At 33.0% G+C, this 17,185-nt stretch carries 11 protein-coding genes; 2 read left to right on the top strand and 9 right to left on the bottom strand.

Translation table 11 applies throughout. The features are described from left to right. Position 1: 1 nt before the first annotated feature. The 9 genes from E4T68_RS02055 to hrcA all read right to left on the bottom strand — a co-directional run bounded on the left by E4T68_RS02055 (position 2) and on the right by hrcA (position 13,632). A complete protein-coding gene (locus E4T68_RS02055) occupies positions 2 to 1,669 on the bottom strand; it encodes an ABC transporter ATP-binding protein (protein ID WP_135123629.1) in 1,668 nt (555 codons plus the stop codon). Further along, positions 1,659 to 3,434 (bottom strand): ABC transporter ATP-binding protein/permease, encoded by a 1,776-nt coding sequence (locus tag E4T68_RS02060; RefSeq protein WP_135123631.1) that lies wholly within the window; start codon positions 3,432 to 3,434, stop codon positions 1,659 to 1,661. Before E4T68_RS02060 ends, E4T68_RS02055 begins: the two co-directional genes overlap by 11 nt. A gap of 475 nt (positions 3,435 to 3,909) precedes the next feature. After that, the gene (locus E4T68_RS02065; RefSeq protein ID WP_135123633.1) at positions 3,910 to 6,327 is read right to left on the bottom strand and encodes a UvrD-helicase domain-containing protein; all 2,418 of its coding nucleotides are present in this window, start codon (positions 6,325 to 6,327) and stop codon (positions 3,910 to 3,912) included. Positions 6,328 to 6,954: 627 nt separating this feature from the next. Beyond that, on the bottom strand, positions 6,955 to 7,521 hold the full coding sequence (locus E4T68_RS02070) for a hypothetical protein (RefSeq protein WP_135123635.1): 567 nt from the start codon (positions 7,519 to 7,521) through the stop codon (positions 6,955 to 6,957). Between the two features lie 292 nt (positions 7,522 to 7,813). Continuing rightward, a complete protein-coding gene (locus E4T68_RS02075) occupies positions 7,814 to 8,356 on the bottom strand; it encodes a hypothetical protein (protein ID WP_135123637.1) in 543 nt (180 codons plus the stop codon). A 341-nt stretch (positions 8,357 to 8,697) separates the two neighbouring features. Continuing rightward, on the bottom strand, positions 8,698 to 9,852 hold the full coding sequence (dnaJ, locus tag E4T68_RS02080) for a molecular chaperone DnaJ (protein WP_135123639.1): 1,155 nt from the start codon (positions 9,850 to 9,852) through the stop codon (positions 8,698 to 8,700). A gap of 198 nt (positions 9,853 to 10,050) precedes the next feature. Further along, positions 10,051 to 11,877 carry a molecular chaperone DnaK gene (gene dnaK / locus E4T68_RS02085; protein ID WP_135123641.1) on the bottom strand — a complete coding sequence of 609 codons (1,827 nt, stop codon included), beginning with the start codon at positions 11,875 to 11,877 and terminating at the stop codon, positions 10,051 to 10,053. Between the two features lie 103 nt (positions 11,878 to 11,980). Continuing rightward, positions 11,981 to 12,577 carry a nucleotide exchange factor GrpE gene (gene grpE, locus E4T68_RS02090; RefSeq protein ID WP_135123643.1) on the bottom strand — a complete coding sequence of 199 codons (597 nt, stop codon included), beginning with the start codon at positions 12,575 to 12,577 and terminating at the stop codon, positions 11,981 to 11,983. Next, positions 12,574 to 13,632, bottom strand: coding sequence for a heat-inducible transcriptional repressor HrcA (gene hrcA, locus E4T68_RS02095; RefSeq protein ID WP_135123645.1), 1,059 nt, complete (start codon positions 13,630 to 13,632; stop codon positions 12,574 to 12,576). Before hrcA ends, grpE begins: the two co-directional genes overlap by 4 nt. 162 nt (positions 13,633 to 13,794) lie before the next feature. On the opposite strand from hrcA, the gene E4T68_RS02100 reads away from it, so the two are divergent. Together E4T68_RS02100 and E4T68_RS02105 are read left to right on the top strand one after the other, a co-directional pair. Beyond that, positions 13,795 to 14,478: an ABC transporter ATP-binding protein gene (locus E4T68_RS02100; RefSeq protein ID WP_135123647.1), complete on the top strand. Its 684-nt coding sequence runs from the start codon at positions 13,795 to 13,797 to the stop codon at positions 14,476 to 14,478. Beyond that, on the top strand, positions 14,475 to 16,958 hold the full coding sequence (locus E4T68_RS02105; RefSeq protein WP_135123649.1) for an ABC transporter permease: 2,484 nt from the start codon (positions 14,475 to 14,477) through the stop codon (positions 16,956 to 16,958). Before E4T68_RS02100 ends, E4T68_RS02105 begins: the two co-directional genes overlap by 4 nt. The last annotated feature ends 227 nt before the right edge of the window (positions 16,959 to 17,185 follow it).

The raw sequence follows: 17,185 nt of genomic DNA on the forward strand, positions 1-17,185 counted from the left end.
GTTATCCTCTTTCTCTTAATTTTATTAATTGTTGATTTTCAACTTTATACACAATATCCGCACACGATACGGTACTATCTCGATGCGAAATTAAAAACACGCTGCCTTTACAGTGTTGTTTCACAACATTTAAAAATGCGGCTTCATTTAATGAATCTAAAAAACTTGTCGGTTCATCAAATACATAGCACTCTGCTCCGGATAACAATGCTCTAATTAATTCCAATCTTTGTTTTTCACCAGACGAAAACAAATGACTTTGACTATTGACTAACGTATCTAAACCTTTAGGAGCTGCTAAAATTCGCTCTTTCATATAGCATTTTTCAGCAGTTTTTAAAATAATGTCATCTGGAATATCTTTTCCTAATGTCAAATTTTCACGGATAGTCTGTGAAAAAAGTTGTGGTATTTGTGGAATATACGCTATTTTCGATTGCAAATCATGACGATTAATCTGAGAAATATCTGTATCGTGAATATGAATAGTCCCTTGTGTTGTAGCATACCATTTCATAATTAATTTCATTAATGTACTTTTTCCACTCCCACTCTCCCCAACAAGACCGATTAATTTATGTTTTGGAAAATGTATCGTCTGCTGATTAAAAATAACTTGCTCTGTTTTAGGATAAGTGAAACTCATATTGTCTAGAGAAATGTCACCAATATGTTGAATGCTCTTTTCTCCACTAGTCTGTTCCTCAGGTTCGTCTAACAAATTAAAAACATCTTCAGCCGCTTTAAGTGCTTTTTTTAATCCGAATGGTAATCGGCTTAATTCTAAATACGGTGCAAACGATGTACTAAACACTATCGTACACCCAACTGCTGTTTGTAACGTAATAGTGTGTTGAAGATATAAATAACTTACCAGTATTGCCATAACGAAAATAGATATACCGACCACAAGAAACGTAACCATTGTTTGTTGTGCTTGTCCTTGATACACTTGTCTTTCTTTTTCTATAACATGTTGACTGCTCTTTTCTAACTGTTTGAAGCGTACCTGCTCTTTTTTAAACTGAACCAAGTCTGCCATACCACGCAAACTTTCTAAAAAGGCTGCCATATACTGTTTCCTAATTTGTGATTGCTGTTTAATTAAAGGGTGTAATACCTTAGCAAAACGTATTGGAAGGTAAATCGCTAAAATCGCATACGTTAACAAGGCAACTAAAGTTACCCAAACAGATACATGCATGTAATAGATTGCTAATAAAACACTGACAATACTAGCTGTTGAAATAGGTGGTAGAGTGTGAGCAAAAAAGACCTCGATTGCCTCAATATCTTCTCCAATCATTTTCAATAATACTCCACTCTTTTTATCGTCCAACTTTGTAGGAGCTAACCGTCTTAATTTGTGGAAGATCATATTTCTAAAATTGGCTAGCACTCTAAAGGCAATATAATGCCCAAAATAATGTTCGCCGTATCTAAATATTCCTCGTAAAACACCTAAACTAAGCATCAAAGGTATGTAAATAGCCCAATCAATTGCTTGATGTGATAATATAAGAAACGTTTGTGTCACGATAAAAAATGGGATAAGGACACTTGTTAAAAATCCTAACACTGCACAACTCACAGCTAAATATAGCTTCACATGAAGTGGTGCCATAAGGTGAATAAGTTTTTTTAGTAATGTATAGCGTTTAATGTTCATCTAAAATAGCCTCCAATTCACATTGTGTCTGCCATAATGTGTTAAATTCATCTTGAGTATTTAGCAATTCTTCTGGCGTACCTGTGTACACTGCATCATGCCCAATGAATAAAACCTGTTTTGTTTGCATAATTTGCTTCATTTTGTGTGAAATAAACAAAACAATATTATCTTTAGCCAAACGTGCCATAAGATTAAATAAAATCTGTTCATTATCTTTATCCACACTTGATGTCATTTCATCAAAAATATAAACTGAAAAATCCCCTAACATCGCTCTAACAATTAAAATCTGTTGACGTTGCCCTGGAGAAAGCAATTGTGCATTTTCTCCTATAACAGTATGAAGTCCTTGAGGGAGTTTTTTAATAAATGGTAATAAGCCTTGCGTATCTAACCATTGTATCAATTCTTCTGGATCGATGCGTTTATCGCCTGGTAAGGCTAATATCAAATTATGATAAATACTATCATTAAACACATAATTATCCGGTGAAACATAGACAACTTGTTTCATTAATGCCTGTTTATTCCACTGTTCTAATGAACGTCCGTTTAACAAAATATCGCCTGCAATTAAGGAATGTTGTTTTAATAACATTTTAGCTAGTGTTGATTTTCCACGACCACTCACCCCACAAATTGAAAACAATTCACCTTTTTTCACCGTAAAAGTTGCATGATCGACTAATGTTTGATGAGAAAAACCATAGCTAATATTGTTAAATTGGATAGTTTGAATCGGCATACTATCTATATCCTGTTGATAGTCTTTTTCTGTGGGTTCCATAGCATCTAAAAATGTAAAAATACGATCTGCCATTTTTGTATTCATCATCACTAAATGCATACCATATCCTGCTTCACGTATCGGCATGAAAAACTCACTTGCAATAAATACAAAGAAAACAAGTGCAAATAATGATAAATTGCCTTGAGCAAACGCTACTGTTGCAAGCATTCCGGATAAGGCTACACCCATGTACATCACACCGTCCATATACCCAACAGATTGTAGCTGAAAAGATAACAATTCCATAGTGGACTGTCTAAAATTCTCCGCTTTTTCATTAAACGTTTTTTCGTAACGTTCATCTGCTTGATATGTATACAAGGTGTTTAATCCTTTTAAATTGTCTATAAATAAATTTCCCACATCCATATACGTTGCCCAATAATGTTGCATAATTTGTTTTGAGCGTTTTTGTACTAAAATAATAGATACTGGAATTAACGGTAAACTAAATAAAAAGACGACACTTCCTAAAGGAAATAACCATGTGACAATCAGTAATACCGTTGCACAATTTAAATAAGCTCTTATTTTTTGATTAATGTACACTCCATAATACGTATCCAAAGTATCTATCCCATTAGAAGCAATCGTTAAAATATCGCTTGTTGTTGCTTCTTCCATTTGTGTTTGTTGCGTAAACGCCTCAAAAAATTCTGCTTTCATCTGATTTCTGGCATATTGAGAAATATATCCTTGATATGTTTTTCCTAACCATGCGCACACAAATCCAATAGCATTTAGCACTAGAAGCCCTACGCTATACCAAAATAAATCAACTGATTGGTTGAAGTATAATTGCTCAAATAATTTTGCCAAATAATAAAATGAAATAATTCTCGTTAAAAATTGAATCCATGATAATATAGACATCATATATAATTTATGCCTATTTGGACGTACATAACTATCAAGACGTTTTAGTAACTCTTTTCTTCGTTGCCTTGATATTTTCTTTTGTTTATTTTCCATGCTTCACCTTTTCGCTCTTATCATTTTTGATTGACATTGTCACGTATGACAATATAAAACTTGCTATAAAGTAAACATACTAATGTCATTTTTAGTATATACTACTTGCTTTTATATAATTTCCAATTGTTTATCTGGGATTAAATGTTACCTAAGTAACATTTAATCCCATGAAACACCATTCATATTGGTATGATTTTTTACTATAACCAGAAAAAACTTCTCCAACATTACTTATGTATTCAATCAGCTTAAACACAACACAATGCGTAATAATCCACATTAAACTATACTAGTCCTATGTTACAAGGAGAACAGTGATAACCAGTTTGCAAAACTGGTTATCACATCAACACATTGTCTTGTTTATTTCCAATATCACAATATTTGTCCATACTCCCAGCTTCTTAATCAGCACAGTTTAACACATTTATTTTGCGTTTTTACTATATCTATCTGTTTTTCTAGTCCTAACTTACGCTTTGGTAATCGGTGCGAAACTGGCAAGCAATGTTTTTATCCCTTGACCATCAAAGGCAATATCTAACATTGTATCCTCTCCTTGTCCACTAATACGTACAATTCGCCCTATTCCCCATTTTTTATGATTAACTTGTTGCCCTACAGACCAAGAAATTTGTTCATCTTTTTGATTAGATACAATCGCTTGCTTTTGTACAATGGAGACTTTTTCTTTGTGAACATTAAACGCACTACTATACTGTATTTGTCCAACATGACTTTTTCTACCATACATAGTCGAATCGGTACGCTCTACAATATTCTCATCAATTTCATCTAAAAAACGTGACGGGGTATTGCGTTGATTTTTGCCATAAAATAAGCGAGATGAGGCATGCGTTAAGAACAGTTTTTTCTCTGCTCTTGTAATACCGACATACATCAATCGCCGTTCCTCTTCCAAGTCTCCTTCAGAAATACTTCGTGACGTTGGAAAAATAGTTTCTTCTAATCCAACAATAAAAACGAGTGGAAACTCTAATCCTTTAGCTGCATGTAAGGTCATTAATGTCACACCTTGCTGATTGTCCTCTTGAACAGTGCCATCTAACGAAAAATCTGATAAAAATTGCGCCAATTTCTGTAATTTTATCATATCCTCTTCTAAAAATTTTTCATTAAACGTTTGCTCTAATGGTACGTCTTCTCCACTATGATGAATTGACTCGTCATTTTTAGAGTCTACTGATAACTCTGTTGAATAGAGGCTATCTAATAGTTGATTTATGGTATCACTTTCTTGGCTTATATGTTGGTCTTCAACATTAGAGTGTAATTGACTTTCCGTTAACTCCGGTTCATAAGCATCATCAAATGTTTTCGTAATCGATTTAAACTCTTCAATATTTTGTAGTCTAGCTTGCGACTCTAAAGTTTTTTCATTATTCAATGCATCCCTGTACCCTGAAAGTAGCATCACTTTATCAACGAGTTGCGTTAAACTCAATTCTTCAACTAAAGATTGACATGTTTCAATGACACGTACGAAAGATAATATCCCTTTTTGTGCTTTAGTCGATACATCTGTAGCTAATACATTTTGAGCTGCTTTAAATAAAGATATATCATGCATTGTCGCAAATTGCTGAAGTTTTTCAATACTTGCTTTCCCAACATTCCGTTTCGGTTCATTGACTACTCTTTCAAAGCATAAATCATCATCAGGGTTTGCAATTAAACGCAAATAAGCCACTAAATCTTTAATTTCTTTACGATCATAAAATCTTAGTCCACCAACGATTTTATAAGGAATATTATAAGTCACTAAAGATTCTTCAATGACACGTGATTGTGCATTAGTCCGATATAAAACAGCTACATCTTGATAACCATACATTGATTGTGCATCTTGTAAGCATCGTTTTATAGTTTGTGAAACAAAACTTGCTTCATCTTTTTCAGAAAATGCACAATAAGAGATAATGTGTTCTCCTTTTTCATTGTCTGTCCATAATTTTTTAGGAATACGCTCTTGATTCTTTATAATGACACTATTAGCGGCGTGTAAAATATGTTGTGTAGAACGATAATTTTGCTCTAACAAAATCGTCTGTGCAGTCGGAAAATCTTTTTCAAAATTCAAAATATTTTGCATATCGGCACCACGCCAACCATAAATACTTTGGTCAGCATCTCCTACAACACAAATATTTTTAAAATAATGACTTAACTGTAGAACGAGTTCATACTGTGCTTTATTTGTATCTTGGTACTCATCAACATGGATATATTGAAATTTATGCTGATACTGTTCTAAAACATCTGGACGTTGTTTAAATAATTGAACTGTCTTCATTATTAAATCATCAAAATCAAATAATTGATTTTTTTGTAATCTTTTTTCATACTCTTCATAACAACTTGCCAATACTTCTTCTAAATAATTACCGGCACTTTTTCTCATCATCTTAGCGCTGACTAAACGATTTTTCGCATCACTAATAACCCCTAAAATCATCTTATCACTAAACTTATTTGCATCATAATCCAAGTCTTTTAAAATACGTTTCATTAACAATTTCTGCTCAGCAGTATCAATAATATTGAATTGTCTTGAATATCCAATCAATTCTGCTTCACGTCTTAAAATACGTACGCACATTGAATGAAATGTAGATACCCACATATCTCGGCTAATTTGTCCTATCAGCCCTTCCAAACGCTCTTTCATTTCACGTGCTGCCTTATTCGTGAAAGTAATAGCTAAAATATTCCACGGATTAACATTCTTTTCTTCAATAAGATAAGCAATACGATGCGTCAATACACGTGTTTTTCCACTTCCTGCACCAGCCATAATTAAGAGAGGACCTTGTGTACATTGAATTGCCTCTTTTTGCTTAGTATTCATGCCATTTAACAAATGGTTCATCTTTCCCCTCACTCTCTACTACTAACTAATCAAAGTAGCATTTTTATGCTATTTTGTCCATTAGTATAACAGAATTTATACCTCAATTCTACTCGTGTGACTACTTTCTCACCATACTCTTTTAATTAGAAATACTATAAATTAGCCTTTTCTAATGCCGTTAAAGGACTAGAAAAAGTTTCCAAATATCAAAAAATGCGGGAAATCTTCGTTTATAGACGCTGATTCCTCGCAATTTTAAAAATATTACTTCAAACAATGCTTGGTGGTTTTCCAGTCCCTTAACTGTTACATTTTTTCAAATATCTCTCTACTCGTATTGTACATATTAAAAAAAACATCTATTTGTATTGAACCTGCTCTTTTTACACAACGATGTACGAAAACATGTATTTTTAACTTAACTATATAAATCGTCCTATCCACTAAAACAAAAATATGTTGACAAAACATGACCGTAATGTACCTACTTTTACTATCAGTTCTCCCAAATTTTATTATACTCTGCAAACTATTGGTATCTTATTAATAGGCTTATCAATGAAAAATTCCAAATACATACTCATCCTATATATTACTTCTATATTTTAAATGTAACAGGCTATACATTTGACAAATTAGATGTCCTTATTTATTCTCCTTACCGTATTGATAAAGACGATACAATTGTTTTAAATCTTGATATTGTGTGCCTATAGAAACGAGTAAAAAAACTAACAAAACACCTTTTATTACCCAAGAATTTACGTGTTGATTGGCTAATATGGCATGACATATATAGATTATTGTCATATCTATCGCAGCAAATAGTGCTATACACATCAAAAAATCTAACTTTTTCAAGTAGCAATCATTTTGTAACAACACTAAATTATCTTTTGTATCAAATTTAGCAGTTTTTCGATTTAATCTTAAAACGACAATTTCCTGTGGCATCATGGTTATACGATAAACACTATGATAAGGTGCTATCTCCTCACTATAATCAAATATCAAATACATTAATGGGAGTAAAACAGGATGAAACACTCGCTTTATTAGCGAACTTTCCACTTCAATTCTAATCGGTTTCGTTATATCCACATGCTTGATAATCCTATTTATATCGCCACCTCTAAACCATTCTAATAAGTAGTCATTTTGATAAATTTTAATTTTAGATGTTATCGGAACATCAGTAATTGTCAATTTCATAAGAAATTCCTTTCTCTAATTCTTTCACACTAGTCATTAAAGCGATAAATCTACGGATACTGCTCTTTTAATAATATGTACTGATTATTTTTCAAATCCTCTTTAAAACTGATAACTTTACAATTTAAACAAAAAACTCCACAATTAGTACAATATATCTCTAAATTACTATTGCGTACTAAATCCTTATTTTTTATATCTAATTTACAAAAAAATTGACATAGTACAATTACATGCAACAATTGTTACATCAATTTAAAATAGATGCATATACTTTCATACTATGAATACGCTATGCTCGTTGGGTATATTGGTACAATTGTCTACCTTTTTTAATAAAAACATACAGAACTGCACTTGTTAAAACAGATAGAAATAATCCAACATACCATAATTGACTAAACAATAACGTAAAGCTAGCGAAAATCATCAATAAATTAATCATTCCAATGACTATTCCCCATAACACAAACTCAAATTTTCGTATATAGCAAACGTCTGCCAACACAGGAATATTGGAAAGTGAAACTCTTCTGCTTGAACTTATTTGATAATCCACTTGGATAGTGTTTTGTGGCATAAATGTTAGTTGCTGTATGATAAATGGTTCAAGTATATCTTCGAATAAAAAAGACACTAGTAACAATAGTGGATAGCACCACTGAATTATTTTTACCGGTGCAATAATTAAAGTAACCGGTTGTTCGTAATCAATAGATCGAATAACAACTGGGATTTCTTTGGCTTTGCAACGCTGCAATTGATGGTTGTTCTGCCAAAAGGTAAATGTTAGCCCAAAAGGATTATCTGCTGTTTCTAAAAAATCAATTTTCACCTCATCACCTTCTTTATAAAATATTCATCTTATTATCCTCTCTATAAGGTATAACTAGTATAGAACAAATTACATACGATTGATATAGGTCTTTAGTTGTAATTCTACAAAAAACGAAATAAACTTTAAAGACTTTTAATCACAGGAAGTTCATCACATTATGTTGGTAAACACATTTACTTCACTTAATTATATAAAAATAATCGTATTGGCAAACTCTTTTTGTTCACCAACACGATTTATTGTACGTGCTAAATCGGACTATAAAATCTGCATTTAAAGCCTTTTGATATATTTATCATCTTTTGAAAAATTTGAATTTTTTGCGTGTTTTTTCTGGATTATTTTTTCTTTTTATCTTTATGATTAAATAATTTATCAAAGAAATTTCCATCGTCCTCTACTGTTTCTTCTCCAGATAGTTGAGCAAATTCTCTTAATAATTCTTTTTGTTTTTCTGAAAGGTTTCTTGGTGTTTGTACACGTATTTTAACGTGTTGATCTCCAACAACAGAACTTCTCAATCGAGGAGCACCTTTTCCTTTTAAGCGTAAAGTCGTTCCTGTTTGTGTTCCTGCAGGAATTTTTAACTTGACTTTTCCGTGTACAGTAGGCACTTCTACCTCATCTCCTAAAGCTGCTTGAACAAATGAAATAGGCTGTTCATAATAAATTTCTGAACCATTCCGTGTAAATTGATTACTTTGACCTACAGTAAAAATGATATACAAATCGCCATACGGCCCACCATTATATCCAGCTTCTCCTTGTCCAGTTAAACGCATTTGTTGCCCTTCTTCAACACCTTCTGGTACCGTAAAACTTACTTTATGCGTTTCTCTAATTCGCCCATTTCCATGACAAGTGGTACATTTTTCTTTAATTTCTTTTCCTGTTCCACGGCAAACATCACAAGTTGCTTGCGTCATCACTCGTCCAAAAATTGAATTTTGCTCAATATTAATTGTCCCACTACCGTGGCATTTATGACAAGTTACTGGTTGAGAACCTTCTTTGGCTCCACTCCCATGACAAGTATGACACTCGGATTCTCTTGGATAAGAAATTGTTTCTTTTTTACCGAAAATAGCTTCTTCAAAACTTAAATGCACACGCTGTTGCAAGTTTTCGCCTTGTCTTGGCATATTTGCTCTTGAGCGTCCAGCACCACCAAAACCACCAGCACCGCCAAAGAAACTTTCAAAAATATCTTCGAAACCACCAGAAAATCCACCAAATCCTCCAAAACCACTGCTACCGGCACCAAAGTTTGGATCATTTGCAGCATGTCCATATTGGTCGTAAGCTGCTCGTTTTTGAGGATCACTCAACATTTCATACGCTTCAGAAATTTCCTTAAATTTCTCATCGGCTCCATCTTCTTTATTAATGTCTGGATGATATTTTTTTGATAATTTACGATAGGCTTTTTTTATTTCGTCCTCACTTGCTGTTTTTGAAATACCAAGCACTTCATAATAATCACGTTTTGCCATTGTTACCTCCTATCTTAAATATCATAATAGCAATTATAATACTATTCCTGTTTTAAACTATTCAAAACTTATTTTTCTTTATCTCACAACACTCATAGAAAAACTGGAAAAAGTGCAATGTTAGTAACATAATATTTAAAAAATTATGATATACTGCAACAACATATACTCTATCCTTTTTCCAGTTCTTATCTATGATTATTTTACTTCTTCAAAATCGCCATCAACGATATTATCATCACTTGCACTTGAATCTGATGTCGTTTCACCTTGAGCTGCTTGAGCTTGAGCTGCTGCTTGCTCATATAATTTAACAGTTAAATTTTGGACAACCTCACTCAATGCATCACGTTTAACTTTCATGTCTTCTAAATCATTTGCTTCAACAGCTGCTTTTAATGCATCTCTAGCATCTTCAGCTTTTTTCACATCTTCTGCTTCAATTTTTCCATCTAGTTCGCTTAAAGTATTATCCACTTGGAACAATAGTTGATCTACTTCATTACGTAAATCTGCTTCTTCTTTACGTGCTTTATCTGCTTCTGCATTAGCTTCTGCATCTTTAACCATACGTTCAATTTCTTCATCAGATAAACCTGAATTTGATTTGATTGTAATTTGTTGTTCTTTTTGTGTGCCTAAGTCTTTAGCACGAACACTTACAATACCATTTTTATCAATATCAAATGTTACTTCAATTTGTGGAACACCGCGACGTGCTGGTGGAATATCTGTTAATTGGAAACGACCTAATGTTTTATTATCTGCTGCCATTGGACGTTCACCTTGTAAAACATGAATATCCACGGCTGGTTGATTATCTGCTGCTGTTGAGAACACTTGTGATTTACTTGTTGGAATAGTTGTATTACGATCAATTAATTTTGTAAATACTCCACCCATTGTTTCAATCCCTAATGATAATGGTGTAACGTCCAATAAGACAACGTCTTTTACATCTCCAGTAATAACACCACCTTGGATTGCTGCACCCATAGCAACAACTTCATCTGGGTTAACAGATTTATTAGGTTCTTTGCCAGTTTCTTTACGCACTGCTTCAACAACTGATGGAATACGTGTTGACCCACCAACTAAAATAACTTCGTCAATATCACTTGTTGAAAGATTTGCGTCTTTTAAGGCTTGACGTACTGGTACTTTTGTACGTTCTACTAAATCGTGTGTCAATTCATCGAACTTAGCACGTGTTAATGTTTGTTCTAAGTGTAATGGACCTGCTGCTCCAGCAGTAATAAATGGTAAACTAATTTGTGTAGACGTTACTCCTGATAAATCTTTTTTCGCTTTTTCAGCAGCATCTTTCAAACGTTGTAAAGCCATTTTATCTTGAGATAAATCAATGCCGTTTTCTTTTTTAAATTCAGCCACTAAGAAATCAATAATTTTTTGGTCGAAATCATCTCCACCTAGTTTATTGTCCCCTGCAGTTGCTAAAACATCAAATACACCATCGCCTAACTCAAGAATAGATACGTCAAATGTTCCCCCACCCAAGTCAAATACTAAGATTTTTTCATCTTTATCTGTTTTGTCTAATCCATAAGCTAACGCTGCTGCTGTTGGCTCATTAACAATACGCTCAACTTCTAAACCGGCAATCTTACCAGCATCTTTTGTTGCTTGACGTTGTGCATCATTGAAATAAGCTGGCACTGTAATAACTGCTTTTTCAACTTTTTCGCCTAGGTAATCTTCAGCATATCCTTTTAAATATTGTAAAATCATCGCTGAAATTTCTTGTGGAGTATACTCTTTACCTTCCACATTTACTTTATAACCTGCTTCACCCATTTTTGATTTAATAGAAATAACTGTATTTGGGTTAGTTACAGCTTGACGCTTAGCCACTTCACCTACTTGAATTTCGCCATTTTTAAACGCCACAACAGATGGAGTTGTACGATTTCCCTCTGGATTTGGAATAATTTTTGATTCAGTTCCTTCTAAAACTGCCACTGCTGAGTTTGTTGTTCCTAAGTCAATACCAATAATTTTTGCCATAATGTTTTACCTCTTTTTTTGTTATTTTTATTTGGTGCTATCTCTTGTCGTAAACACCCGCACCTTGTCTTTACGATGAATATGTATAGTTAAATAAATGTTTCTATTGAGAAATAACAACCATAGCTGGTCGAATCACTCTATCGTGTAGTTTGTAACCGTCTTGGAAAACTTGCACAACATAATCTGCTTCTTGCCCGTCTTGAGCAGGAATTTGTTGAATCGCTTGATGTACAGTTGGATCAAACGGCTGATTTAATGATTCAATTTTTTCAATGCCTTCACTAGCTAAAGCACTAACAAAGTTTGTATATGCCATTTCAATACCTTTTTTCAGTGCAATGCCTTGTTCATCACTAACTTCAACAGTAAGTGCTTGTTCCAAGCTATCTAATACTGGAAGCAATGTATTAGCCAATGATTGAGAACGGTATTTTAATAAATCTTGTCGCTCTTTAGCTTGTCTTTTTTGAATATTTTGTAATTCTGCTTGTGCTCTCAACGCCTTATCTGCTAGAGCATCATTTTCAGCACTTAGACGTTCAATTTCTAACTCTTGCTCTGTTTTTTCTTGTTCTTCAGCATGCTCCAATGTTTCTTGTGTATCTTGTACATGCTCTTTATCGTTTTCAACAAACGTTTCATGCTCTTGTTGTTCTTGCGTCACATCAAACCCTCTTTTCTTAACATTTTTTGTCATAAGTCTTCAAAATACTGATTAATACAATCTGTAAGTTCCTCACTCATTGCATTCATCAATCCAACAACACGTGAATATTGCATATTTGTTGGTCCAATCAAAGCAATTACACCTGTTCCATTTTTAGTTTGGTAAGTGGTCGTAACAAAACTTAAATCTTTCAATGAAGCATGTTTTAACTCCGAACCAAATTTAATGTCTATTCCACTATGCGTTGGCATCATCAATTCGTATAAATCATCTGTATTTTCAATGATATTATACACTTGTTTAATATTTTCTCGATTGGTTTCTTCTTGAAAATAATCTATTAAATTATTTTTGCCTGCTATAACAACATTTTCTGCCTCCATACGACGAATTAACGCATATAAAATAGGGAGAATATCAAATCGTGCAGAAATATGTTGTCGAATAACATTTGGAATATCCTGTTGTAATTTGACAAATACTTCGGAAAGAGTCAAGCCAACTAGTTCATCATTTAAAATATTAACCATTTTTTCAAGATCGGCTTGCGGTAAAGTTTGCGATACATTGAAAATTTGGTTTTCAACATATCCTTTATCTGTTACTAAAATCGCCATAACTTGTGTGTCGCTCAAAGACACTAACCGAAAACCTGTTAATTTGCTTTGTTTTTTCTCTGGACCTAAAACAATTGTTGTATAATTCGTCAAACTAGACAACATACGTGCAGACATATCAACAATTTCGCTAATTTCGTGATAACGATGCCTTAAAGCAGCCTGCATATCCTGAATATCTTGTTTTTTAATCGCATTATGTACTAACTCTGGAAGCATATTGTCTACATAAAAACGATATCCTAAAGATGACGGCACACGCCCTGAAGAAGAATGCATTTTTTCCAAAAATCCTAATTCTTCCAATCTCATCATTTCGTTACGAATAGTTGCCGAACTGAACGGTAAATCTGTTTCTTGTAACAACGTTTTTGAGCCTATAGGTTCTTGCTGTTCATGATATAATCTAATAATAAGTTGTAATATTTTTAACTGACGATCGGTTAACATCTCTTCACCTCTTCCCATCGCCACGACTATGTTTAGCACTCTTTATCCTTTAGTGCTAAACATAGTCTACCACGTTTTAGCACTCATGTCAACATACTGCTAAAACTTTTTTAGTTTTGTCACTTTATTGTCACTTTTAGGCACTATACTAAAAATAAATAAATGAACGGAGGCATATATATGACTATTTTAGAAGTTAAAAATTTATCAAAAATTTATGGACAAGGCGATAATCGTGTGGTTGCCTTAGACAATATTAATTTAAGTGTTAATGAAGGAGATTTTATTGCTATAGTTGGTTCAAGTGGTTCTGGAAAATCAACACTTCTTCACTTATTAGGCGGCGTAGATTATCCCACTCAAGGAACTGTCACTATCAACGGAACAGATATTTATAGTTTATCTCCAGATAATCTAGCTATTTTCAGACGTAGACAAGTGGGATTAGTTTATCAATTTTACAACTTAATTTCGGTATTAAATGTTGTGGATAATATCACTTTACCAATTGAATTAGATGCTCAAAAGATTCCTCAAGACTATTTAGATGAGATTTTACATACTCTACAATTGACAACACGAAAAAAACATTTGCCACATCAGCTATCAGGTGGGCAGCAACAAAGAGTGTCAATAGGGAGAGCTTTAATTAGCAAACCTGCTATTTTTCTGGCTGATGAACCTACAGGAAATTTAGATAGTGACAATTCTAAAGAGATTATTTCCCTACTAAAATTATCTAATCAAAAATATAACCAAACCATTATTATGATTACGCATGATTTAGACATTGCCATGCAAGCTAATCGTGTGATTACATTAAAAGACGGAAAAATTGTGAAAGATGAGGTGATTAGAGTATGAGTATTTTAAACAAATTAACACTTGCTCATTTAAAAGAAAATAAAAAAAGAACTTTTTTAACCGGATTGTCTATCACAACAGTAGTTGCACTACTTACTGCCATTGTTATCTTTTTATCAAGTGCATGGCTAGTCATGTACGATGGTATGACGCATACTAGAGGAAACTGGCATTTTGCTACACAACTCATCACGCAAACTGCAGCAAATGATCTTGCATCAGCTAATTTCATATCTAACACATTAACTATACCAGCAATTGATGCAACAGATGATCAACAACATACCTTTAGTGTACAAACATACCGCCCAGAACAAAGTTCTTTATCCATTCCTGTCACAACTTATAGAGGACATCTTCCTAAAAACGAAAACGAAGTTGTTCTTTCCTCAAACGTTGAAACATCGGACAATGAACTAATAGGAAAACACATCACATTACATGCTAATGGCATATCTAAAACATATACAATCGTTGGATTGTCCTCATACTCTCCAACACCTATTGCTTATATCTTAAACAATGATTTTAATAGTAATCACGCTATTATGTACGCTCAAATGAAAGACTTGAACGCATCAATTTTTGACGTATTAAAACACTATTCTACACAAACTAAACAAACTGTTAACTTCTATACCAACAATGCATTACTAGGTCTATTTTTTATTTATGACAAAGAAAACATCCCTCTGTTTTTTTCGTTTGACATAATAAGTGGAACACTTTCACTTATTCTAATTATCACACTAGTTATTACGGTTACAATTATTCATTCATCGTTTTCCTTATCATTGGGAGAACGTATTAAACAATTAGGTGCATTATCAAGCGTTGGAACAACACGGATTCAAATTACTAAAATGATGTTATTAGAAGCCTTTTGGATAGGTAGTATATCCATTATCTTAGGTATGATAATTGGATATATCGGCTCAGTCATTTCTTTAAATATTTTTACTGAATTAGCTAAGTCTTTTGATACGCCATTCCAAATAATTTTCAGAACTGTTCTTTATGCTCCAGCTCTAGTAGGTATTGTTGTATTTTCAGCATTAATTATTCTATTGTCAGCCCTAATTCCAAGTATTCGTGCTGCCAAACGATCTCCAATTGACAATATTAAACAAGTCCCATTTAAGTCTTATCTACCTAATAAGATTAAACAAAAAAAACATAAAAAATCAGGGGTTTTCTATTCTCTATTCGGTATTCCTGCGTTTTTAGCTAATCGTTATACGCATCATAATCATTCACGCTCACGGACTGTATTTGTCACATTGACTATTAGCCTATTAACGTTTAACGTTATTACGAATATGGTTGTTGCTATGCAAAATCAACTTTCATCAGCTACAGCTATGGGAGGGTTCCAAAATTCAATGTATAGTAAAGGAGATCTTGTCGTCCTCTATCATCCAGAAGACCACGTAGATTCAGAAAAAGTATCACAAATTGACGGAGTAACATCTGTATATTCTATCCAAAGTCACAGAGATAATTTTTTACTGTCTGAACAACCAAGTGAGCCACTTGGTCAATACAAAGACACTATATCTTCAATCTATTTAGCACTTTTATCCAAAGATAAAGAAACAGAGGTATTAAAAAAAGCGAATGTCACACCAGATGAATTTCGTCAAAAGGGTATACTAGTTTCATCTCAATATAAACGATTCAATCAACAAAGAATTACACCTGCTTTACCAAGTAACCTATTAAAAAATTACACATTACCATTAATGTCTTGGCAACCTATTGAAAATGAAACACAATCAAACTCAAATACATCAGAAGAAAACAGCCATCACCTTGTTACACAATATATAAATTTGGCAAACAATATTAATGGCGATGAGTTATCCTTTGGATTAGAACATCCTGATACGATTATTGTTTCTCAAGAACTATTTGACACGTTAGTAAAAGATTCAGGTAAGTTATATATCACAAACACATTAGTTGTGAATATAAACAATAAAGAGAATGCAAAAATCATTTCAGAACAGATAAAAACACTGTATCCAAATGTTAACATTTATAGTAGCATTCTTCATCGTCAATCTTTAGTCAACCTAATGATTATGTTCCAAATTATAGCCTATGGATTTATCTCTTTAGTTTCTATTATTTGTTTAACAACATTATTCAATACAATGTCATCTAATATTCGCCTACGTCGTCGTGAATTCTCTATGTTACGTTCGGTCGGTATGACAAATAAACAAATTAGAACCATGTTATCCATAGAAAACTTAAAAACAGGCAGCTTGTCTTTACTAGTTGCCATAATATTATCAGTCATTGTAACATTATCTGCACCTATTATAGAAACATATTACGCTAATCAGTATCCTATTTTTCCAACAGTATTTAGCAGCATTGCTTTCATCAGTATTTTACTTTTATTCAATAGTTTATCTATACGCCAAAGCACCCACTACTCATTAGTAGATGATATAACAAATGAAACATTTTAAGTTTCTCAAAATAGTTCACTCCCACGCTTCATAAAACACCAATTGTTACTTGTACCAAATAAGTGTCTCCTTAAAAGAATTATCTTTCGAGGAGGCACTCACCATATAGTGCAAAAATATAAACACTATAATATATTGAGGTTAACGTATTCAATTTTTTAATCCTATAAAACCTTTATTGTTCCCCTATCAAAAAACAGGCTTTAAATCAGATTTGAAAGTATCTG

Source organism: Granulicatella sp. WM01, from assembly GCF_004570605.1.
GTDB lineage: Bacteria > Bacillota > Bacilli > Lactobacillales > Aerococcaceae > WM01.